The organism is Pseudomonas syringae group sp. 243L2 (assembly GCF_032587875.1).
GTDB classification, from domain to species: domain Bacteria; phylum Pseudomonadota; class Gammaproteobacteria; order Pseudomonadales; family Pseudomonadaceae; genus Aquipseudomonas; species Aquipseudomonas amygdali.
In genome coordinates this window covers 29,611-52,058 of record NZ_JAWHPL010000014.1, presented here as the reverse complement: position 1 = coordinate 52,058, position 22,448 = coordinate 29,611, and the positions used below count along the sequence as shown (strand labels likewise).

Genomic DNA, 22,448 nt, shown 5'->3' with positions numbered 1-22,448 from the left:
AAATGGCACTCACTTTGGCAAAGAACCAGACGATCTCACTGGAGAAAACCGCTGGTACCGGCCTCAAGAAAGTCAGTATGGGCCTTGGATGGGACCCTGAAAAAGCCAGCGGTTTCTTCGGCAAGTTGCTCGGCGGTGGCGGCGGCGATATCGACCTGGATGCCTCCTGCATCATGCTCGACGCCGACAAGAAGCCCCTCGATCTGGTCTGGTTCCGCCAGTTGCAGTCGCGCGACGGTGCCATTCAGCACTCGGGTGACAACCGCACCGGCGAAGGCGCGGGCGACGATGAAACCATCAGCGTTGATCTGGAAAAACTGCCAGCCACGGTCAAATACCTGGTGTTCACCGTCAACTCGTTCACCGGTCAGAATTTCGAAAAAGTCGCCAACGCCTACTGCCGTATTGTCGATCTGGGCAGCCGCAACGAACTGGGCCGCTTTGATCTGTCCGAGAAAGGCCAGCACACCGGCGTTGTGATGTCCTACCTGGTGCGCACCCCCGCAGGCTGGGATTTCACCGCAGTTGGTCAGGTTACCAACGGCCGTACTGCAGATGATCTGGTCGAACTGGCCATCGGAGCTGTACGCGCATGACCCAACTTGTCCCAGGCGCCAACGCGCCAGTCGCTGCCGGTCCGTTGACGGTCGAGGTCAGCTACTCCCCGCTGGCGGATGCGGATATCGACGTGTCTGCATTCCTGCTGACCGGCTCCGGCAAGGTGCGTGGCGATCAGGACATGTGTTTCTACGGCCAGAAAAGCGTCAACGGCGGTTCGGTCCAGCAGACGGAAGCGTCGGCCGGGCGCGCTGTGTTCAGCCTTGACCCGAGCCGTCTGGATTCAGTCATCGAGAAGGTCGCCCTGACGGCAACCATCTACGAGAACAAGGCCAGTTTTGGCAGCGTGTCACGGTTGGCGCTGAGCATCACTGGCGGTATCGAAGCCGATATCCCTACCAGCGGCATGAAAGAAACCGCATTGATTCTGGGCGAGTTTTATCTGCGTCAGGGCGCGTGGAAATTCCGCTGCGTCGCCCAGGGTTTTGCCGGCGGGCTTGAACCGCTGGCAAAAAACTTTGGCGTAGAGGTCGCAGCGCCCCAGGATCAACCTGCACCTGCACCTGCACCTGCACCTGCACCTGCACCTGCACCTGCACCTGCACCTGCACCTGTTCCCGCGCCTGCACCCAAGTCGACCGTCAGTTTGAGCAAGATCACGCTCGACAAGACCCGTGCTTCGATCAGTCTGGAGAAATCCAGCGCCGGTTTCGGTGAGCTTCGGGTCAACCTGAACTGGAACCGTCGTAACGACAGCAAGGGCGGCGGCTTCTTCTCGATGAAGAAGAGCAATGCCATCGACCTTGATGTAGGCTGCCTCTTCGAAATGCAGGACGGTCTCAAAGGCGCTGTGCAGGCGCTGGGCAATTCGTTTGGTTCGCTCAACACCGAGCCTTTCATCAAACTGATGGGCGATGACCGTACTGGCTCGATCAGTGACGGTGAGTGGCTGCATATCAATGGCGCGCACTGGAGCAAGATCCGTCGCATTCTGGTTTATGCGTTCATCTATGAAGGTGCGCCGAACTGGAAAGAAACCGACGGTGTTGTCACCATTCATGCGCCGGGCCAGCCGCCCATCGAGGTTCGCCTCAACGAAGAAGGTGGTCGTCAGGGCATGTGTGCAATTGCCTTGCTGGAAAATGACAATGGCGCAGTCAAGGTGACCCGTCGGGTGGATTTCCACAATGGTCACAGCAACATGGACAAGGCCTATGGCTGGGGCATGCGCTGGGCTGCCGGTTCCAAGTAAACAATACCGTGGTATTTCTGGGCTGGCTGTGCCGCCTCATGGGAGATAGACATGCTGGACTGGTTGAAAACAAACGCAACGGCTGCTCGCGACAAGCTGGCTTCGGAAGTTTCGAAGTTCAAGAACCGCGAATTCATGGAAGCTGTGGTTTCCGGCTGTGCGCTGGTATCGGCCGCTGACGGCGATATCAGCTCCAGTGAAAAGCAGAAAATGGCTGGCTTCATCCAGAACTCTCAGGAACTGAAAGTTTTTGACATGAAGGAAGTCATCCAGGGTTTTCAGGAAGCGTGCTCCAAGTTCGAGTTCGATTTTGAAATTGGTCGTGCCGAAGCGTTGAAAACCATCGGCAAGATCAAAAAGAAAGAAGATGCCGCCCGTTTGCTGGTGCGCGTCTGCTGTGCTATCGGTGGCGCTGATGGCAGCTTCGACGAGAAAGAGCGGGAAGTCTGCCGCACGATCTGCCGAGAGCTTGGCCTGAACCCGTCCGATTTCGACCTGTAATTTTTTACCCTAAGGAACGCAGTTAAATGGAAAGCACCTCTCTAGGCTTCCCTCCACTCACGATGGCGGTTTTCGTCGGTCTGGCCATTACGGCCATGGCTATCGACATGTTCTCCCACCGGGGAAACAAGCCGATCACCCTCGCGCAAGCCTCGGCGTGGTCGATTTTCTGGGTCGCCATTTCGCTGGCTTTTGCCGGTTTCCTGTATGTGCAGCACGGCTCCGAAGTCGCCACGCTGTTCGTTACCGGTTACGCGCTGGAAAAAGTGCTGAGCGTCGACAACCTGTTCGTGTTCATGGCCTTGTTCTCCTGGTTCAAGATCCCGGATGGCCTGCGCCACCGCGTTCTGTACTGGGGCATCATCGGTGCCATCGTCTTCCGCGGCATCTTCGTCGCCATCGGTACAGGCCTGCTGGCTCTGGGGCCGTGGGTCGAAGTGGTGTTTGCGGTCATCGTTGCCTGGACCGCCATCATGATGCTCAGAGCGGGTGATGACGACGATGAAGAAGTCGACTACTCGCAACACATGGCGTATCGCTTCGCCAAGAAGCTGTTCCCGGTATGGCCGAAGCTGCACGGCAGCAACTTCTTCGTCCGTCGCTCGGTACTGGAAGAAGAAGTCAAAAAACCGGAAAACGCCGGTATCACCCTGGCCGCCAAGGGCGCTCTGTTCGCGACCCCGTTGTTCCTGTGTCTGGTTGTGGCTGAAATCTCCGACGTGCTGTTCGCGTTCGACTCCGTGCCGGCAATCATTGCAGTCAGCCGCGAGCCGCTGATCGTGTTCTCGGCCATGCTGTTCGCGATTCTTGGTCTGCGTACCCTGTACTTCGTTCTTGAAGCCCTCAAGCGCTATCTGGTGCATCTGGAGAAAGCGGTTATCGCCTTGCTGTTCTTCATCGCCATCAAACTGGGCCTGAACGCAACCAACCACCTGTTCCACCACGGTTACGAGATCAGCGCCAATACCAGCTTGCTGGTTGTGGTCGTCGTGTTGATCATCGGTATCGTTGCAAGCCTGCTCTTCCCGGGTAAAGAAGAATCCGCTGAAGAAAAAGCGTAAACACTGGATAAAGGAGATAACCGAATCATGGCTTTGACTCTGCAAAAAGGTGGCAACCTTTCGCTGTCGAAAACCGACCCTACCCTGACCAATGTACTGATTGGTCTGGGCTGGGATCCGCGTGCCACTGACGGCCAGGAATTTGACCTGGACGCCAGCGCATTTCTGCTGGGCGCCAATGGCAAGGTCCGCAGTGAAGCTGACTTCATTTTCTACAACCAGCTCAAGAGCGCCGATGGTTCCGTCGAGCACACCGGTGACAACCGTACCGGTGCTGGTGATGGCGATGACGAAGTGCTCAAGGTCAATCTGACCAGCGTTCCTGCTGACGTGGACAAGATCGTCTTCGTTGTGACCATTCACGACGCTGACAGCCGCAAGCAGAACTTCGGTCAGGTGGGCGGCTCGTTTATCCGTGTGCTGAATGAAAAAACCAGCTCGGAAATCGTTCGCTACGACCTGGCGGAAGACGCCTCGACTGAAACCGCGATGATCTTCGCCGAGCTGTATCGCAACAATGGCGAGTGGAAGTTCCGCGCAGTGGGTAGCGGCTTCGCCGGTGGCCTGAAAGCTGTGGCCAACTCTTTCGGCATGAATTTCTGATTCGCGCCTAACCATTTTTCCAGAAAGGATTACGAACATGGCAGTAAGTCTGAGTAAAGGCGGTAACGTTTCGCTGTCGAAAGAGGCTCCGGGCCTGACAGAAATCACCGTGGGCCTGGGCTGGGATCCACGTGTTACCGATGGCACCGAGTTCGACCTGGACGCATCGGTCTTCATCGTTGGTGAAAGTGGCAAGGTGTTGGATGACAACAGCTTCATTTTCTACAACAACAAGAAATCGGCTGATGGTTCGGTCGAGCACCTTGGCGACAACCGTTCCGGCGCTGGCGATGGTGATGACGAGTCGGTAAACGTCAAGCTCACCGGTCTGGCCGCTGCGGTCAAGAAGCTGGTTTTTGCGGTCACTATCCATTCGGCTGAAGAGCGCAAGCAGAGCTTTGGTCAGGTATCCAACGCTTACATCCGCGTTGTGAACAAGGCTGATGGCAAGGAAATCGCTCGTTACGACCTGTCGGAAGACGCGTCGACCGAAACCGCGATGATCTTCGGCGAGTTGTACCGCAATGGCGACGAGTTCAAGTTCAAGGCCATTGGCCAAGGCTTTGCAGGCGGTCTGAAGCCGTTGGCAGAAGCGCACGGCGTGGCAATCGGCTAAACCCCGAGCAGCGCACGACAAAAAACCCCGCCAGCGATGGCGGGGGTTTTTTATTGGGGCTGATTACAAGGCTATCGTTGCGCACGCTCCAGCGTGGGAATGCAGTTCTCGACGCTCTGCGTCGCAAAGAGGACGCAGAGGGGCGATAGTTGATGATCGTTCCGCACGCTCCAGCGTGGGAATGCAGTTCTCGACGCTCTGCGTCGCAAAGAGGACGCAGAGCGTCCAGAACGGCATGCGACGCGGAGCGTCGCACGATAGTTGAGATAGTTGAGATAGTTGAGATAGTTGAGATACTCGTTCCGCAGGCTCCGGCTGGGAAAGCAGTTCTCGGCGCTCTGCGTTTTACGATAGTTGAGAGCTCGATGCGCTACAAAATCCCTGCACCCTTTGCCGCTTTCAGCCAGTCGGGAAACTCTTCCATCAGCAGGTCATAAAGCTTTTCTTCCGGGATCTCGTCCAGGCGGTCGAGGGCGAAGAAGTTGCAGTTGTCGACAACGCGACCGCCCATGTCATCGAGTTTTTCCAGAATGCCGTAACCGCGTCCGCCAAGGCCGACGAACTGCCAGAAGATCGGCAGCTTCGCCGCTTCGGTCATCAACCTGGTAATTTCGCGATCCTGATGCACGCCGCCGTCGCTGATGAACAGGATGTAGACCGGAGTCTTGTCACCGGACTTCTTGTAGTAGTCGATGACCATGCGCATTGCCTTGGGCTCATCGTTGATGCGTGCGCCCAGTTCCCAGTCTTTCCAGCCGCCATGGTCGGTTCTGATGAAGTTCTGGAAGTTGCTCAGCGTCACCGCATTCAACTGCTGTGGCTTCGCCCCGAAAGCCCAGCAGTCCAGTGCGCCGTCGTCGTCGAAATGCACAGCAAGCGGAATCAGGCGATCTACCACTTCCTGAACATGACCGCGGGTGTACTGCGGATTCATCGAACCGGACGCATCCAGTACCAGACCAACCCTGGCCTTGGTATCGGTCAGTCTGGCTTTTTCCAGGCTGACCTGAGCCTTCTTGGCCAGGCTTATCAATTGCGGCGCGGCGTCAGCGATTTTCTTTTCCAGCGAAATACGCGGGGGTGCTGCTGGCGCGGGTGCTGGAGCATCAGCCACCTCGCCGCCGAAATGCACCACCAGCGCGTCCAGCCCGGCGTTATAGCCCTGCAGATTGGAGGCGATGCGCCACTCGCCGTTCTTGCGATAGATGTCGGCAACCATGATGGCTTTTTCGGCGGTGAAGGTTGCGCCGGAGAACTCGCCGCGAGCCACTTCGCGGCCCTGACTGTGGATACTGAAATGGCTCGCCTGAATCTCGCTCATGGTGCCCGCGCCATCAATGGACGCAGTAAATACCAAGCGCTCTATCGAGGCAGGCAAGCCCGCGAGCGATAGCTGAAAATCCCCGCCATTGACTTGTTTGACGCTGTTGCAGGGGCTGCTCGGCTGATTGAAGAAAACCATGTAGCGGTCGTCCGACAGCTTGCCGTTGGCATCGACGCCGAAGCAGACGTAATCAATGACCTGTGCGGACTTGATGGCAATCGACAGGGTGAGATCAGAGCCCTGAACCAAGCTGGATAGGGGAACGCGTTGACCTTGAGTAATCTGCATGTCTCTTCCTTGGCAGTGAGGGCGCAGCATGGCCCTCGGTCGAATGACGAAGTGCTGACGTTAACGTTCGCTTCTGCCCACCCCGGCAGGCCCTGCTGCCAGCATGCGCCCGGCCAGTCGTGAGAAGGGCAGGCTTTGCAGCCACACAGTGCCAGGCCCGGTCAGCCTGGCGAAAAACACGCCTTCGCCGCCGAACAGCATCGACTTGATGCCGCCACCAACCATGCGGATATCGTAATCGACTGTCTGCGTCATGGCCGCCAGACAGCCGGTATCGACATCCAGCGATTCGCCTGCCGCCAGCTCGATCTTGCGCACTGTGCCGCCCATGTGCACGAATACCCAGCCGTCGCCTTCCAGCTTTTGCAGAATGAAACCTTCGCCACCAAACAGACCAGTGAGGATTTTTTTCTGAAACTGGATACCAATGGATACACCTTTGGCACCGGCCAGAAAGCTGTCCTTCTGGCAGATCAGTTTGCCGCCGAAATCACGCAGGTTCAGTGGCAGGATGGTGCCGGGGTAGGGCGCTGCAAACGCTACGCGCCCCTTGCCCGAACCCTGTTGCGAAAACACCGTGGTGAACAGGCTTTCGCCGGTCAGCATGCGTTTGCCTGCACCGAACAGCGAGCCCAGCAGCCCTGCAGACTGGTTGCTGCCGTCGCCGAAGATGGTTTCCATCTGCACGTCGCAGGTCTTGTACATCATCGCCCCGGCTTCGGCGACGGCGCTTTCGCCGGGATCAAGCTCCAGCTCGACGAATTGCGTTTCCGCACCGTACAGCTTGAAGTCCACGCCATCGGTGGTCTGCGCCAGGCCATAGCCGCCCGAGGCGTTCGGGTCTGGCGTGAATGAGGGACGCTTGGCAGGAGGTGCAGGGGCCGCAGGTGTGGATGCCGCCTGTGCGGGCAGCCCGGACGGCTTCGGCTGGATCATGTCTGGCGTCGGGTCCGGGAAAGGTGTCACGCCGTCCTTCTTCATGGCGCGCACCTGCGCCACCTGATAGATCGGTTGCCAGTCCGGCATGCCCTGTTTCCAGCACCATGCGCCGGGCGACTCACGGGCAATCAGCCGTGCAGCGTCCGCATCCATCGGGCCAAGCTGTCGGCCCGCATTCATCACAAACCATTGTTCCAAAGCGTCTACTCCCGAGCGAATCGTGACAGTCGTTTGTGCGCGCTATCAGAGGCTCAGGCGCATGGACAGGTCCACGGCCTTCACGTCCTTGGTCATCGCACCAATGGAAATGTAATCCACACCGGTCTCGGCAATTACCCGCAGGGTGTCGTCATTGATGCCGCCGCTGGCTTCCAGACGGGCGCGGCCTGCGGTGAGACGCACGGCTTCGCGCATGTCATCGAGGCTGAGTTCATCGAGCATGATGATATCGGCGCCTGCGTCCAGCGCCTGCTTGAGTTCACTCAGGCTTTCCACCTCGACTTCCACAGGCTTGCCCGGCGCAATCCGGTGGGCTGCTTCTACTGCCTGGGCAATGCCGCCACAGGCTGCGATATGGTTTTCCTTGATCAGAAACGCGTCGTATAGACCGATGCGATGGTTATGACAGCCACCGCAGGTGACGGCGTATTTCTGCGCCAGGCGCAGGCCCGGCAGTGTCTTGCGGGTGTCCAGCAATTTGACCTGGGTGCCCGAGACCATGTCTGCGAAGTACTGTGCACGCGTGGCCACACCCGAAAGCATCTGCAGAAAATTGAGCGCGCTGCGTTCGCCGGTTAGCAGCGAGCGAGCCGGACCTTCCAGGTGAAACAGCGCCTGATTCGGGCTGACCCGGTCGCCATCGGTCACCTGCCAGTGCACCGCCACGCGAGGGTCCAGTTGGCGGAAGACCGTATCGACCCATGCGGTGCCGGCGATCACCGCTGCATCGCGGGAAATGATGGTGGCCTTGGCCAGCCGTTCCGCCGGAATCAGTTGGGCGGTGATATCGCCGCTGCCGACATCCTCAAGCAATGCGCGGCGCACATTGGCTTCGATCTCGGCGGTCAGGTCGGCAATTCGTAAATTCGGCATAGCGGGCTCCAGTAGCAAAGTCGTCCGAGTATAAGGCACCGCACACCGCTAACCCACCTGCGGCGATGCTCAGGTGCAGCCTTGAGAACATGCAGTTGGTCGGTTTGGCAAATTCGTTTGCGATGGAAAGCGAATATCGCGGTCTATCGCAGCATATGAGTGCCTTGTCACAGTTCCTACGACAACCATAGAAGTGTCACTGGCGTTGATGACAAGTTTTGAAAGATAATCCGACTTGTAATTGACGTCATGACTTTGACGTTTTGCAAGGCCAAGCGGGTCGCTTCACAGTGCGAGGGTAGCAAGCCACGTTTGTGATGGGGTTCAGGTTGTTTCCTGTCAGGGGGTGTAATGCCGAACGACGAAAAAGTAGTGCCGTTGAGCAAACTGCTCCCCGCGCAGGGGGCCGGTACTCCTTTGGCCCGATTACCTGTTGTGTTGTTGCAGGTCCGCGACAAGGCGGCCCAGCAGCTCAAGGATGCGTTGCAGGCGCTGTTCGACAACGCCGACGATACGCTGTTCGAAATGGCTGACCGCGCCCGCAGCAATACTGATCAGAACATCTTCTTTGAAGCCATGCGCGACCTGCGCCTCAAGCGCAAAAGTATCGAGCGTGGCTTCCTCGACAAGTTTTATGAGTCTTTTCTGGCTTTGGGCCAGTACCAGATTCATGAGCCCGTGCTGCCCGCCGCCGTGTCGTTCGATAAGCTGGCGCTGGTGCATAACGATGATCTCGAGAAGACTGTGGCGGTGGATGCCATGGTCAGCAAGGTCATGAGCCGTGACAGCCTCGCGCTGGGCCAGCTCACTGCACGCCTGAATGTTCTGATTCCGCAAACCATCGCCGAGGATGCCAACCCGTTGGGTCCGGCAATGCTGTGCCGGTTTTTCCTCGATGCAGGACGTAGCCTTGGCGTCGAGATCAAGGTCAAGCTGATCATTCTCAAGCTGTTCGAGAAATACGTCCTGGCCAATACTGACCACCTTTACAGTGAAGCCAATCAACTGCTGATTGCCACGGGTGTGTTGCCGGACATGAAAGCACTGCCGGCCCGTCGATCGTCTGATCGGGCGGCTCCCAGGAATCGCGTCTCCGAGATGTCCGATCCTGCGCTGAATGAAGCCGCCGACAAGCTCGACAAGGGGGTGCAGGAGGTTTTCTCTGCCCTGCAGGAGTTGTTGCTGCAGGTTCGCGGCAACCTTGCTCCGCGTCATGAGCCCAATGCCGAGGTTCGGCCGATATCCAGCAGGGACCTGCTGCGCCTGCTTTCTCACCTGCAGCAGTACGTCCCCTCTCAAGACACCGCAGACGATTTTGACCTGCGCAATCAGCTGGAACAGTTGCTGACCCGAGTCAACGTCAAAACCGGCAAATCCAGGATTGTCGGCGGCGGCGACGAGGATGTGATCAACCTGATTGCCATGCTCTTCGAGTTCATCCTTGATGATCGCAACCTGACGCCTTCGTTGCGTGCGCTGATCGGGCGCTTGCAGATTCCGATGCTTAAAGTAGCTGTGCTCGATAAAAGCTTTTTCAGCCGCGGCAGCCATCCGGCCCGCCGCCTGCTCAACGAAATTGCCACTGCCGCGCTGGGTTGGGGCAGCCGTGATGACTATCAGCGCGACTCGCTTTATCAACGCGTCGAGCAGATCGTGCAGCGCCTGCTCAATGACTTTGTCGATGATCCGGCAATCTTCTCTGAATTGCTGGCGGATTTTCTGGCGTTCACCAGTGACGAACGTCGTCGCAGTGAGCTGCTTGAGCAGCGCACCCGTGATGCCGAAGAGGGGCGCGCGCGTGCTGAACTGGCACGGCAGCAGGTACAGCATGAGTTGAATCAGCGCCTGCTGGGCAGAACCTTGCCGGAAGTGGTTGTGCGTCTGTTGCAGGAGGCCTGGAGCAAGGTGCTTCTGCTAACCTGCCTCAAGCATGGCGAAGAGTCCAGCGAATGGCAGGCCGGACTGGCAACCATGGATGAGCTGATCTGGAGCGTCGAACAACATGACGACCCCCAGGCGCTGCAGCGCTTGCTTGATCTGGTGCCCGGGCTGCTCAAGTCCCTGCGCGATGGCCTGACCAGCGCTGCGTTCGACCCGTTTGCCACCAGTGAATTCTTCAGCCAGCTGGAATCGCTGCATGTTCAGGCGTTCCAGCACTTCTCGCGCTTGCAGGAAGGCGGTGATGCCCAAGGTGGTGAAACGTCGTTGACAGGCGCACAGCTCGTTGAAAGCCCGCCGATGATGGCCGTTGTTGAAGAAATCGTTCTGGTCACACCCGAAGAGCGGATGCTCAATGAGCCAACTGTGCAGCTGCCTGCCGACGATGCCGGCCTGCAGATGGTCGACAAGTTGCGCGTCGGTTGCTGGGTCGAGATTCAGGAAGATGAAGAGCACAAGCTGCGCTGCAAACTGACCGCGATTGTCGAGCCGACCGGGCGCTATGTGTTCGTCAACCGAACCGGCATGAAGGTCCTGGAAAAGACCCGTACCGGTCTTGCCATCGAGTTTCGGCGCGGTGCCGTGCGGATTCTCGATGATGCGCTGCTGTTCGACCGGGCACTGGAATCGGTCATCAGCAACCTGCGCAAGCTCAAGGGCGCCTGATCGTTATCTAATTGACCGTCTTGCCGACGCTCCGCGTTGGCATGCAGTTCGACGATCTGCGTCACACGTCTCTGGTGTGTAGAGCGTGTTTCCTACACCGCGGGTCAACGGCTAAACCTCCACATCCATTCCTGTCGCGGGCATAATCAGCGCCACTTATCCGCCCGTTCAAGGAGCGCTCATGCAACTGGACTCCGCAAGCGGCTGGTGCGATGGCGTACAGCATTGCCCTTCACCCAACTTCAATGCGCGACCCGAGGGCGAAATCTCGCTGCTGGTCATCCACAACATCAGTCTGCCGCCTGCGCAATTCAAGACCGGCAAAGTGCAGGCTTTCTTTCAGAACCAGCTCGACAGCACCGAGCATCCCTACTTTGTGGGGATTGCCGATCTGCGCGTTTCAGCGCATTTTCTGATTGAACGTGATGGCGAGGTCATTCAGTTCGTCTCCTGTCTTGATCGCGCGTGGCACGCAGGGGTTTCCAGTTTTCAAGGGCGTGAGGGCTGTAATGACTTCTCTGTCGGCATTGAGCTGGAAGGAACTGACGAGCAGCCGTTCACCGAGGCGCAGTACGACGCTCTGATCGAGCTGACGCGTCAATTGCGTCGGGCTTTCGTGGCAATCACCCCCGAGCGCATCTGCGGTCACAGTGACATAGCGCCGGGACGCAAGACTGACCCTGGCCCCTTTTTTGACTGGGCCAGGTTCCAAGCGGCTTTGCTGGATTGATGTGAGGGACGAACAATGAGTTTTCTGGTGCTACTGCTGGCCGTTCTTGTCGAGAAGTTTTCGGCTCTGCGTCAGCGCGTTCAGCGTGACGGGCCCTGGCTGAAGGAACTGGCCAGGCTCGAAGCCAGCCCGCGGACGGCGACACGTCCCTGGGTCATGCTGGCGCTGCTGGTTCTAGTGCCTGTCCTGCTGCTGCAACTGGCGCTGACCATCATTGGCTCGGTGGCTTACGGCTGGCTGGTCCTGCCTATCCACCTGCTGGTGCTGATCTACAGCCTGGGTCGGGTTGACCTGATCGCTGTACTCGGGCCGTTTCGTGATGCCTGCAGGCGTGGTGATACGCAGGCCGCGGTGCACGTGGCCGGGCGCGACATGGGTGTGCAGGCAGATAACGGCGAGCAATTGCTGCACGGCGTGCAGGGCTACATGCTCTGGCAGGCGTTTCAGAGTTTCTTCGCCGTGATTTTCTGGTATTTCGTGCTCGGCCCGGTAGCGGCATTGGCCTACAGGCTGTTGGCGCTTGCCGCTGAACAGGGCACGACACCTGCACTGGTAGAGCGGGCAGGGCAACTGCGCCACGCCTTTGAATGGGTGCCGGTCAGGCTGCTCGCCGCAAGCTTTGCGCTGGTCGGCAACTTTGTAGCCGTGAGTCGCGTGATGTTGCACGAACTGCTCAACTGGAACATCAGCGCCGCACAGCTGATTACGCGTGTGGGTTGCGCTGCCAGCGAGGTGCCGCCGCCGGTGATCGGTCCGCAAGGTGTCACCGGTCTCGATATGCTCTGGGAGCTGCTGGTTCGTGCTGCAATTGTCTGGTACGCAGGATTTGCGTTGTGGACTCTGTTGCGCTGATTCGGCTCGGCAGTTTTGACCCAACGATTTTGACTTATGCGCTGGCCGTACGAGGCCAGCCGAACAGCTCGTAGGCATTCTCGGTGCTCGCCTGGGCCAGGCGCTCAGAGGGAATCTTCATCAGGTCGGCGAGCGCTTGGCAAATGTCAGGCAAGTGCTGCGGGCTGTTGCGCGTGTAGGGGTACATGGCAGGTGCCATGTCCGGTGAGTCGGTTTCCAGCACGACGCTGTCCAGCGGCAGCTCGGCGATGACACGATGCATGCGCAGCGCCTGGGGCCATGTCGCTGCGCCGCCGAGGCCCAGCTTGAAACCCAGCTTTATGTATTCACGCGCCTCTTCACGACTGCCTGCAAAGGCGTGAACGATGCCGCTGCGTTTGAGTTTGTGGCGTTTGAGGGCGGCAATTACGTCAGCGTGACTGCGGCGCACATGCAGCAGGGCGGGCAGCTTGAAGTCTGATGCCAATTGCAGTTGTGCTTCAAAGAGCTCCTGCTGACGTGGCTTATCCGGATGCTCGACGTAATAATCCAGACCGATCTCGCCCACTGCACACAGCTGCGGATGTCCTTGTAGACGCGTCAGCCAGTCCGCCAGCTCGTTCAGATGTTCGGTCCGGTGCTCATCGATATACACCGGATGCAGCCCGAAAGCTGCGTGCAGGGCAGGGTTTGCTTCGGTCAGCTCCCACAGCCGCTGCCAGTTGCGCTGATACACCCCAAGCACCACGATGCGCTGCACGCCGAGTGACAGGCAGCTATCCAGGACCTGGGCGCGGTCGGCATCGAAATCCGCAAAGTCCAGGTGGGTGTGGGTATCGATCAGCGTCACATTCACACCTCGTGAATACGTTGCTTGAAGGCGCGTGCAATGGCATGCACACCAGGCTGATAAGTATCCTTCTCGATAGCGGCCAGGGCTAGTCGCAGCGCCGTGTCGGCGATCAACTGATGCTGCTGGGCCATGGCATTAACGGGCAACGGCAGGAAGTCCAGCAGTTGTGTATCGCCAAAGGTGCCCAGATGCAATTGAGTCGATTGCAGTGCCTGACTTTGCAGCACATCGAACACGCCTTGCAGCAGCACATAGGACGTGGTGATCAGCGCATCGGGAAAATGCCCCTCACGCTGTAGCATCTCGGTCATCAAACGCTGGCCACACTGACGGCTGAACGCTTCGCCGTGCTCGATGATGGTGGCCCCGGTAAAGCCGTCGAGTGCATGTTCGAAGCCTGCGGCACGTGCGCGACTGATGCTCAGCTCAGGGCGTGCTCCGATCAGGGCGATGTGTCGCGGTCGGGTTTGCAAGAGGCTGCGGGTCAGTTGCAGGCTTGCGTCATGGTCGTCGCTGACTACCGAGCAGAAAAATTCGGGATTCATTTCCCGGTCGATGGCTATGATCGGCATGCCCTTGAGCTGCAAGTCGCGGTAGCTGTCGTCATCAGGTGGCAAGCAACTGGCGACCAGCAGTGCATCGCAACGTCGCGCACGGAAAAGCTGCAAGAGCTGCAGTTCGCTGACAGGGTCGTCATCGGAGCTGGCAATCAGCAGTTGATAGCCGAGACTGCGTGCGCCTTGTTCAAGCAGTTTGGCGATGCGCGCATAGCTGGGGTTTTCCAGGTCCGGCAGGATGAAGCCCAGCGTTTTGCTATGACGGCTGCGCAGGCCCGCCGCTTGTGGGTTGGGTCGGAAGTCGTGCTGCTCGACCACTGCCTTGACGCGTTCGACCGTTGCCGGGCTGATGCGTTGTTGTTCGGCCTTGCCATTGATCACGTAACTGGCCGTAGTGACAGAAACACCTGCCAGACGTGCGATATCGCTCAGTTTCACCCCGAAATTTCCTTTAGTCAGGTAAGTGGCTCTGGACAGTCGAATTATTTTTGCTATGACGATGATCTTTACACCAGACCGTAGGAAATTCCCATGTGCTTCAAGTATTTTGGGAAGTGTCCCACAGTGATCAGACCGACTGGGCTTCAATGAATCCCCAGAATCGAGTAACGTGCCGGGCAATTGTAGATTAAACGATTCAGCACGCCTGTTGTCTGCTGCAATCGAGATGAAAGTGATGTCCGATACGATGTCCGGACAAGCATCACTTGCATCCCCCAAGCTGTCGATCACGTGATCGTCATTAAAACAAGAATCAGGTGGCGCCTTGGCGCTGCACAGGAGTCAAGGCAATGCTCGAACTCACTCTGGAGCAAATATCCATGGCCCGGTCGGCTGTGGATAAAACTGCCGCACTTAAGCTGATTGCCGACCACCTGGTCGCTGATGGACTGGTTGCCGAGGGCTACCTCACCGGGCTGATGAGCCGTGAGCAGCAGGGCTCGACCTTTCTCGGTCAGGGCATCGCCATCCCGCACGGCACTCCCGAAACCCGCGATCTGGTGGTTACCACCGGTGTGCGTCTGATGCAGTTCCCCGAAGGGGTGGACTGGGGCGACGGGCAAATGGTCTATCTGGCGATTGGTATTGCGGCCAAGTCCGATGAGCACTTGCGTCTGCTGCAACTGCTGACCCGCGCATTGGGTGAAGAGGATCTGGGCCAGGCGCTGCGCGAAGCCAGGACGCCGGAAGACCTGCTCAAATTGTTGCAGGGCGCACCTCAGGAACTGGCGCTCGACGCACAGATGATCAGCCTCGGCGTATCGGCCGACGATTTTGAAGAACTGGTCTGGCGCGGCGCACGCCTGCTGCGCAAAGCCGACTGCGTGAGCAACGGGTTCGCTGCCGTGCTGCAGCAGGTTGAAGCGTTGTCGCTGGGTGATGGCCTGTGGTGGCTGCACAGCGAGCAAACGGTCAAACGTCCTGGTCTGGCGTTCGTCACGCCGGACAAACCTATCCGCTATTTGGGCCAGCCGCTGACCGGTCTGTTCTGTCTCGCCAGTCTGGGTGAGGCGCATCAGGCGCTGCTGGAGCGTCTGTGCCTGTTGCTGATCGAAGGCCGTGGTCATGAGTTGGGCCACGCCACCAACAGTCGCGTTGTGCTGGAAGCTCTGGGCGGCGAAGTGCCTGCCGAGTGGCCGACCCAGCGCGTCCAGCTGGCCAACGCCCACGGCCTGCACGCCCGTCCGGCGAAGATACTGGCGCAACTGGCCAAGGAGTTTGACGGCGAGATCCGTATGCGCGTGCTGGAAAGCGGTGAATCTGCGGTGTCGGCCAAGAGCCTGAGCAAGCTGCTCAGCCTCGGCGCACGCCGTGGTCAGACGCTGGAGTTCATTGCCGAACCGACGATTGCCAACGACGCGTTGCCTGCCCTGATCGCCGCGGTAGAGCAGGGCCTGGGTGAAGAAGTCGAACCGTTGCCCGTTGCTTCAGAGGCTCAAGCTGCGCCAGCGCCTGCTGCTGTAGCCAAGCCGCTCAACGCCCCGGCTGCCGGCAGCGTGTTGCAGGCCGTGCCTGCTTCGCCGGGCATTGCTATCGGCCCGGCCCACGTTCAGGTGCTGCAAAGCTTTGATTATCCGCAGCAGGGTGAGTCTGTGGCTGCCGAACGCGAGCGTCTGCACAAGGCGATCGGTGAAGTCCGCAGCGACATCGAAAACCTCATTCAGCGCAGCAAGTCCAAGGCCATCCGGGAAATCTTCATCACCCACCAGGAGATGCTCGAAGACCCGGAACTGACCAACGAAGTCGAGGCGCGCCTCAACAACGACGAAAGTGCGGCCGCGGCCTGGGCCACGGTCATCGAGACCGCTGCCGTTCAGCAGGAACAACTGCAGGACGCACTGCTGGCCGAGCGTGCCGCCGACCTGCGTGATGTGGGGCGTCGCGTGCTGGCGCAGATCTGCGGCGTCGAAACCGTTGCGGCCCCGGACGAACCTTACATTCTGGTGATGGACGAAGTCGGCCCATCCGACGTAGCCCGTCTGGACCCGGCGCAGGTCGCTGGCATCCTCACCGCCCGTGGCGGCGCGACCGCGCACAGTGCCATCGTGGCGCGTGCGTTGGGCATTCCCGCACTGGTCGGTGCCGGTGACGAGGTGTTGCTGCTCAAGCCAGGCACCGTGCTGCTGCTCGACAGCCAGCGCGGGCGGCTGACCGTCGCACCTGACGAAGCAACCTTGCAGCGCGCCGCTCAGGACCGTGATGCCCGCGAAGAGCGCCTCAAGGCCGCAGCGGCAGCGCGTATGGAGCCTGCTGTGACGCGTGATGGGCATGCCGTCGAAGTCTTCGCCAATATCGGCGACAGCACCGGGACGCCAGCGGCTGTGGAGCAGGGCGCGGAAGGCGTTGGCCTGCTACGCACCGAGCTGCTGTTCATGGCGCATTCTCAGGCCCCCGATGAAGCCACGCAGGAAGCTGAATACCGTCGCGTGCTGACTGATCTGGGTGGCCGTCCGCTGGTGGTGCGTACGCTGGACGTGGGTGGCGACAAACCACTGCCTTACTGGCCGATCGCCAAAGAAGAAAACCCGTTTCTTGGCGTACGCGGTATCCGCCTGACCCTGCAACGCCCGGATGTCATGGAAAGCCAGTTGCGCGCCCTGTTACGCGCCGCAGACAGCGGCCCGCTGCGCATCATGTTCCCAATGATCGGCACGCTTGAAGAGTGGCGTCAGGCGCGGGAAATGACCGAGCGGTTGCGCGAGGAGATTCCGGTCAGCGACCTGCAACTGGGGATCATGATCGAAGTGCCATCGGCTGCGCTGATCGCCCCGGTGCTGGCGAAGGAAGTGGACTTCTTCAGCATCGGCACCAATGACCTGACGCAATACACCATGGCCATCGACCGCGGCCATCCGACTCTTTCGGCTCAGGCTGACGGCCTGCACCCATCGGTGCTGCAACTGATCGACATGACCGTGCGCGCTGCGCATGCCAACGGCAAATGGGTGGGTGTGTGCGGCGAACTGGCCGCCGACCCGCTGGCGGTGCCGATTCTGGTCGGGCTGGGCGTGGATGAATTGAGTGTCTCGGCGCGCAGCATTGGCGAGGTCAAGGCGTGCGTGCGTGAGCTGACCCTGAGCAGCGCGCAACAACTGGCGCAAAATGCGCTGACGGCGGGCAGCGCTGCCGAAGTCCGCGCGCTTGTGGAGGCTGTGTAATGGCTAAGATTCTTACCCTGACCATGAACCCCGCGCTGGACCTGACTGTGCAGTTGGGCCAGTTGGAGCTGGGCCAGGTCAACCGCAGCAATGCAATGCTCACTCACGCAGCGGGCAAAGGCCTGAATGTGGCGCAGGTGCTGGCTGACCTGGGTCACGACCTGACCGTTGCCGGTTTTCTTGGTGTCGACAACCAGCAAGCGTTCGAGGCGTTGTTCGAACGTCGCAACTTTGTTGACGAGTTCGTCCGTGTGCCTGGAGAAACCCGCAGCAATATCAAGCTGGCCGAAGGCAGTGGCCGCATCACCGACCTCAACGGCCCTGGCCCGCAGGTCAGTGAAGAGGCACAGCAAGCGCTGTTCGCCCGTGTGCAACAGATCGCATCAGGTTTCGATGTTGTGGTCGTTGCTGGCAGCCTGCCGCGTGGTGTCACGCCGGAGTGGCTGCACAAACTGCTGGTGATGCTCAAGGACCTCGGTCTGAAAGTAGCGCTGGACAGCAGCGGCCTGGCCCTGCGCGCCGGTCTTACCGCCGGGCCGTGGCTGATCAAGCCCAACACCGAAGAACTGGCCGATGCGCTCGACGCACCGATCATTTCCATCGCCGCGCAAGCCGAAGTGGCTGCTCGCCTGCACACGCAGGGCATCGAGCATGTAGTGATCTCTCAGGGCTCTGAAGGCGTGCACTGGTTCAGTCCAAGTGTGGCGCTGCACTCGCTGCCGCCCAAGGTCACGGTGGCCAGCACGGTCGGTGCGGGTGACTCGCTGCTGGCAGGCATGGTGCACGGCTTGATCACCGGCCAAGAGCCGCAGAAGACCTTGCGCACTGCCACAGCGATTGCCGCCATGGCAGTGACCCAGATCGGTTTCGGTATCACCGATGCCGCGCAACTCAAACGGCTTGAAGGCGGCGTCACTGTACGCAGCCTTTCAGAACAATAAGAGAGGATCGTCATGAAGTTAGCCATAGTTACGGCCTGCCCGAACGGCAAGGTCAGCAGCGTACTCAGCGCACGATTGCTCGAAGCGGCGGCATTGCGCCAGGGCTGGGAAACCAGCGTCGAAATCATCGATCCCAACAAATCGGACCAGCAGTTGTCCGCTCAGGACATCGAAGCCGCCGACCTCGTTCTGGTGGTCAATACCGGTCCTGTGGATTTGAGCCGCTTTGTCGGCAAACGTCTTTTTCAGGATTCGCCTGCCCATGCGTTGCAGGACGTCGACGGTTTTCTGCAACGCGCCGAGCGAGAAGCGCAGGTGCATGCGGCGTCTGAGGCGGTCACGCCTCAAGCAGCCGATAGCTCGGGTGCGCAGCCGCGCATTGTTGCGATCACCGCCTGCCCGACCGGGGTTGCGCACACGTTCATGGCCGCCGAAGCCATCCAGCAAGCAGCCAAGCGTCTGAATTACGACCTTCAAGTCGAAACCCAGGGCTCGGTCGGCGCGCGCAACCCGCTCAGCGCCAAGGCCATTGCCGAGGCTGACGTGGTGCTGCTGGCGGCAGATATCGAAGTCAATACTGATCGTTTTGCAGGCAAGAAAATCTACCGGTGTGGCACCGGGATCGCGCTCAAGCAGTCCGAAGCAACATTGAAAAAAGCCTTGGCAGAAGGTCAGGTAGAGTCTGACGAGGCTGCTGCCCAATCACCTGCCAGGCAAGAAAAGGCAGGTGTGTACAAGCACCTGCTGACCGGTGTTTCGTTCATGCTGCCGATGGTGGTGGCAGGCGGTCTGTTGATCGCCCTGTCGTTTGTGTTCGGCATTACCGCGTTCAAAGAGCAAGGCACGCTGGCGGCAGCCTTGATGCAGATCGGCGGGGAAGCTGCGTTCAAACTCATGGTGCCACTGCTGGCCGGTTACATCGCGTATTCGATTGCTGATCGCCCGGGGCTTGCGCCTGGCATGATCGGTGGTCTGCTGGCGAGTACGCTGGGGGCCGGCTTCATTGGCGGTATCATTGCCGGTTTTCTGGCCGGTTACAGCGCTGCGGCGATCAACCGCTATGCACGCCTGCCAGCCAGCGTCGAAGCGCTCAAGCCGATTTTGATCATCCCGTTGCTGTCGAGCCTGTTCACCGGTCTGGTGATGATCTACGTGGTCGGCAAGCCGGTTGCGGGCATGCTGGAAGCGTTGACACACTTCCTCGACAGCATGGGTACCACCAACGCCATTCTGCTGGGCGTGGTGCTGGGTGCAATGATGTGCGTCGACCTTGGCGGGCCCATCAACAAGGCGTCCTATGCGTTCTCGGTCGGTCTGCTGGCGTCCCAGAGCTATGCGCCGATGGCCACTGCAATGGCTGCCGGTATGGTGCCGCCCATCGGTATGGGCATCGCCACGATTCTGGCCCGTCGCAAGTTTGCCCAGAGCGAGCGAGAGGCAGGCAAGGCGGCGTTCGTGCTGGGGCTGTGCTTTATTTCCGAAGGCGCCATTCCGTTTGCCGCCAAGGATCCGTTGCGGGTGATTCCGGCCAGTGTCGTGGGTGGCGCGCTGACCGGTGCATTGTCAATGTACTTCGGCTGCAAACTGATGGCGCCACACGGCGGCCTGTTTGTGATGCTGATCCCCAACGCCATCAACCATGCGCTGTTGTATCTGCTGGCGATTATCGCCGGTAGCGTGCTGACCGGCGTGGTCTACGCGCTGATCAAGCGTCCAGAGCCGGTGGACATGGAAGTGGCGCCCGCAGGCGCCTGATTAAGATAGTAAGCGCCCTCAGCGTGCCAGCGCGAGGGCAACCCCCTGGCCACCGCCGATGCACAGCGTGGCCAGGCCCTTCTTGGCATCGCGCCTGATCATCTCGTGCAGCAACGTCACCAGCACACGGCAGCCTGACGCGCCAATCGGGTGGCCAAGGGCGATGGCGCCACCATTGACGTTGAGCTTTTGCGGGTCCAGCCCCAGTTCCTTGCCGACCGACAGCGACTGTGCGGCAAAGGCTTCGTTGGCTTCGATCAGGTCCAGCTCGTCCAGCGTCCAGCCAGCCTTGTCCAGACAGCGCCGGGTTGCACTGACCGGGCCGATGCCCATGATGGCCGGGTCGACACCGGCGTTGGCATACGCGGCAATGCGCGCCAGCACCGGCAAGCCCAGTTGCTCGGCCTTGGCGGCACTCATCAGCATCACGGCGGCGGCACCGTCGTTGAGCGAAGACGCGTTACCAGCGGTGACGGTGCCGTCCTTCTTGAACGCAGGTTTGAGTTTGCCGAGTGTTTCGGCCGTGGTGCCAGCGCGGGGCTGTTCGTCAAGGGCGAATGATAATGGCTCGCCCTTGCGCTGAGGGATCAGGATCGGGGTGATCTCATCGACAAAGCGCCCGCCTTCAATGGCCGCAATCGCTTTTTGCTGAGACAGGGCAGCGAACTGATCCTGGGCTTCACGGCTGATGTCGTACTGCTGCGCCAGGTTCTCGGCGGTGATGCCCATGTGGTAGTCATTGAACGCATCCCACAGACCATCAGTGATCATGGTGTCGACCATGCTGGTGTGGCCCATGCGCAAACCGGTGCGTGCGCCCGGCAGTACGTAGTTGGACAGGCTCATGTTTTCCTGGCCGCCAGCAATGATGACCTCGGCATCACCGCAGCGAATCGCCTGGGTCGCCAGGTGCAGTGCCTTGAGACCCGAGCCGCAGACTTTGTTCAGGGTCATGGCCGGTACCGAGAAGGGCAGGCCCGCCTTGATGGCGGCCTGTCGCGCCGGGTTCTGGCCTGCGCCGGCGGTCAGCACCTGGCCCATGATGACTTCATCGACTTGCGCGCCGTCCACGCCGGTCTGCACCAGCAGTTGACGAATGACTGCAGCGCCAAGATCTACAGCAGCAATGGCAGCCAGAGAACCCTGAAAACTGCCGACGGCGGTACGGGTGGCGGCGACGATAACGACGTCCTGCATGGTGCTGATCCTCATTGTTATTGAGAGCTCATGGTGGCACAGATAGGCAGGCAGGTTCCAACCGTGAACCGCTCGGTCACGTTTTGCCGAAAACCTTTAGGTAACGTCCATGCGGCGTCTGGCACGTTGCGCTGATCCGTCCCGTACGGCCCAACGCAAAATGGGCGCGGTGTTGTTGACGCCCAGGCGGATCATCCGGCGCTGCACGGGACCCTGGGTAATGTCGAGTATTTCGCTGGCCCAGTCCGGCAGCAAGTCGATACCGGCACGCATCATCAACACACCGAAAGGCTTGGCCAGCCAGTTGGGCGCAGGGGCATCGAGCAGCAGGCGCAGCACTTCGTGACTGCGTTCGTCACATACCAGTTGCCCGCGAATGTCTGCCAGATAATCAGCGATGGCCTGACGTGAGCGCGGAACATTACGAGCCCCGAGCCGTTCGGCAACCAGCGCTGTTTCAGCGTAGTACGCGTCCTGATCGGCGAGCGACATATCCGGGTTGAGGTAGCGCAAGTGGGCTGCGAGAAAGCTGCTGACTTCGGCCACATGCACCCAGGTCAGCAAATCCGGATCGCTGGCGGCATACGGCCGGCCATCGGGCGCGGTGCCGACGATATTGAGATGAATGTTGCGCACCTTGTCGATCAGCCAGTTGGCATCTCGCGTGGAGCCGTAGGTAGTGCCGGACAGAAACTGCCCGGTGCGCCGCAGGCGGCCGAGCATGTCCTGACGAAAGTTGGAGTGGTCCCAGATGCCCGCCAGTGCCAGCGGGTGCAAAGCCTGCAACATCAAGGCGCTGATGCCGCCGACCAGCATGCTGGTGAAGTCGCCGTGTACCTTCCAGCACACTGCCTGAGGACCAAACAGACCGGGGTCGCCCTTGGGGTTCTCCAGATCCAGCTGGCCCAGGGCCAGGCCGGTAAGGCTGATGACCTGGGTTTCGATGCGGGTGCGGATGAATTCCATGTCGTGCTCGTGCATCGGGGAGGGCGTGGATAAAACTGACTGAAGCTCTCATGCCAAGCGCGCAGCGCTCACTGTGATGCACAAGTCCAACTGACTATCGTGCCGACGCTCCGCGTCGGCA

General features: G+C 59.7%; 19 protein-coding genes. 12 read left to right on the top strand and 7 right to left on the bottom strand.

Going from position 1 to position 22,448, the window contains the following annotated elements; genetic code table 11:
- The first annotated feature begins 2 nt into the window (after positions 1–2).
- Genes RYB66_RS07510 through RYB66_RS07485 form a run of 6 tightly spaced genes read left to right on the top strand, consistent with a single transcriptional unit; the run spans position 3 to position 4,591 of the window.
- Positions 3–596: a TerD family protein gene (locus RYB66_RS07510; RefSeq protein ID WP_316894171.1), complete on the top strand. Its 594-nt coding sequence runs from the start codon at positions 3–5 to the stop codon at positions 594–596.
- Positions 593–1,810, top strand: a complete 1,218-nt coding sequence (locus RYB66_RS07505) for a TerD family protein (RefSeq protein ID WP_316894169.1) — start codon at positions 593–595, stop codon at positions 1,808–1,810. The genes RYB66_RS07510 and RYB66_RS07505 overlap by 4 nt, the downstream gene beginning before the upstream one ends.
- Before the next feature lie 51 nt (positions 1,811–1,861).
- Positions 1,862–2,311, top strand: a complete 450-nt coding sequence (locus tag RYB66_RS07500; protein ID WP_002552036.1) for a tellurite resistance TerB family protein — start codon at positions 1,862–1,864, stop codon at positions 2,309–2,311.
- A 26-nt stretch (positions 2,312–2,337) separates the two neighbouring features.
- Positions 2,338–3,372 carry a TerC/Alx family metal homeostasis membrane protein gene (locus RYB66_RS07495; RefSeq protein ID WP_005732348.1) on the top strand — a complete coding sequence of 345 codons (1,035 nt, stop codon included), beginning with the start codon at positions 2,338–2,340 and terminating at the stop codon, positions 3,370–3,372.
- Positions 3,373–3,399: 27 nt separating this feature from the next.
- A complete protein-coding gene (locus RYB66_RS07490) occupies positions 3,400–3,975 on the top strand; it encodes a TerD family protein (protein ID WP_005745499.1) in 576 nt (191 codons plus the stop codon).
- Positions 3,976–4,012: 37 nt separating this feature from the next.
- Positions 4,013–4,591 (top strand): TerD family protein, encoded by a 579-nt coding sequence (locus RYB66_RS07485; protein WP_002552039.1) that lies wholly within the window; start codon positions 4,013–4,015, stop codon positions 4,589–4,591.
- Between the two features lie 370 nt (positions 4,592–4,961).
- Here the strand turns inward: RYB66_RS07485 and RYB66_RS07480 are convergent, their stop codons facing one another.
- Genes RYB66_RS07480 through nadC form a run of 3 tightly spaced genes read right to left on the bottom strand, consistent with a single transcriptional unit; the run spans position 4,962 to position 8,234 of the window.
- Positions 4,962–6,203, bottom strand: a complete 1,242-nt coding sequence (locus RYB66_RS07480; protein WP_316894167.1) for a VWA domain-containing protein — start codon at positions 6,201–6,203, stop codon at positions 4,962–4,964.
- A 60-nt stretch (positions 6,204–6,263) separates the two neighbouring features.
- The gene (locus tag RYB66_RS07475; RefSeq protein ID WP_057404272.1) at positions 6,264–7,340 is read right to left on the bottom strand and encodes a TIGR00266 family protein; all 1,077 of its coding nucleotides are present in this window, start codon (positions 7,338–7,340) and stop codon (positions 6,264–6,266) included.
- 45 nt (positions 7,341–7,385) lie between these two features.
- Positions 7,386–8,234: a carboxylating nicotinate-nucleotide diphosphorylase gene (gene nadC / locus RYB66_RS07470; protein ID WP_002552042.1), complete on the bottom strand. Its 849-nt coding sequence runs from the start codon at positions 8,232–8,234 to the stop codon at positions 7,386–7,388.
- A gap of 351 nt (positions 8,235–8,585) precedes the next feature.
- Between nadC and RYB66_RS07465 the strand changes: the two genes are divergently transcribed.
- The 3 genes from RYB66_RS07465 (at position 8,586) to ampE (ending at position 12,420) form a co-directional block, all read left to right on the top strand.
- Complete coding sequence (locus RYB66_RS07465; RefSeq protein WP_316894164.1) at positions 8,586–10,838, top strand: DUF1631 domain-containing protein; 2,253 nt, start codon at positions 8,586–8,588, stop codon at positions 10,836–10,838.
- Positions 10,839–11,019: 181 nt separating this feature from the next.
- Positions 11,020–11,568: a 1,6-anhydro-N-acetylmuramyl-L-alanine amidase AmpD gene (gene ampD / locus RYB66_RS07460; RefSeq protein ID WP_004658638.1), complete on the top strand. Its 549-nt coding sequence runs from the start codon at positions 11,020–11,022 to the stop codon at positions 11,566–11,568.
- Between the two features lie 15 nt (positions 11,569–11,583).
- Positions 11,584–12,420 (top strand): regulatory signaling modulator protein AmpE, encoded by an 837-nt coding sequence (ampE, locus tag RYB66_RS07455; RefSeq protein ID WP_010196296.1) that lies wholly within the window; start codon positions 11,584–11,586, stop codon positions 12,418–12,420.
- A gap of 34 nt (positions 12,421–12,454) precedes the next feature.
- Here the strand turns inward: ampE and RYB66_RS07450 are convergent, their stop codons facing one another.
- A complete protein-coding gene (locus RYB66_RS07450; protein ID WP_316894162.1) occupies positions 12,455–13,255 on the bottom strand; it encodes a TatD family hydrolase in 801 nt (266 codons plus the stop codon).
- The gene (cra, locus tag RYB66_RS07445; RefSeq protein WP_004658635.1) at positions 13,252–14,247 is read right to left on the bottom strand and encodes a catabolite repressor/activator; all 996 of its coding nucleotides are present in this window, start codon (positions 14,245–14,247) and stop codon (positions 13,252–13,254) included. Before cra ends, RYB66_RS07450 begins: the two co-directional genes overlap by 4 nt.
- Positions 14,248–14,600: 353 nt before the next feature.
- On the opposite strand from cra, the gene ptsP reads away from it, so the two are divergent.
- The 3 genes from ptsP to RYB66_RS07430 are packed head-to-tail and all read left to right on the top strand — an operon-like array spanning position 14,601 to position 20,164.
- Positions 14,601–17,468, top strand: a complete 2,868-nt coding sequence (ptsP, locus tag RYB66_RS07440) for a phosphoenolpyruvate--protein phosphotransferase (RefSeq protein ID WP_060407080.1) — start codon at positions 14,601–14,603, stop codon at positions 17,466–17,468.
- A complete protein-coding gene (gene pfkB / locus RYB66_RS07435; protein WP_005745508.1) occupies positions 17,468–18,409 on the top strand; it encodes a 1-phosphofructokinase in 942 nt (313 codons plus the stop codon). Before ptsP ends, pfkB begins: the two co-directional genes overlap by 1 nt.
- A gap of 12 nt (positions 18,410–18,421) precedes the next feature.
- Positions 18,422–20,164, top strand: a complete 1,743-nt coding sequence (locus tag RYB66_RS07430) for a PTS fructose-like transporter subunit IIB (RefSeq protein ID WP_016981148.1) — start codon at positions 18,422–18,424, stop codon at positions 20,162–20,164.
- Positions 20,165–20,182: 18 nt separating this feature from the next.
- Here the strand turns inward: RYB66_RS07430 and RYB66_RS07425 are convergent, their stop codons facing one another.
- Together RYB66_RS07425 and RYB66_RS07420 are read right to left on the bottom strand one after the other, a co-directional pair.
- Positions 20,183–21,361 (bottom strand): acetyl-CoA C-acetyltransferase, encoded by a 1,179-nt coding sequence (locus RYB66_RS07425; protein WP_316894159.1) that lies wholly within the window; start codon positions 21,359–21,361, stop codon positions 20,183–20,185.
- 96 nt (positions 21,362–21,457) lie between these two features.
- On the bottom strand, positions 21,458–22,327 hold the full coding sequence (locus tag RYB66_RS07420) for an oxygenase MpaB family protein (RefSeq protein WP_029240908.1): 870 nt from the start codon (positions 22,325–22,327) through the stop codon (positions 21,458–21,460).
- Between the last annotated feature and the right edge of the window lie 121 nt (positions 22,328–22,448).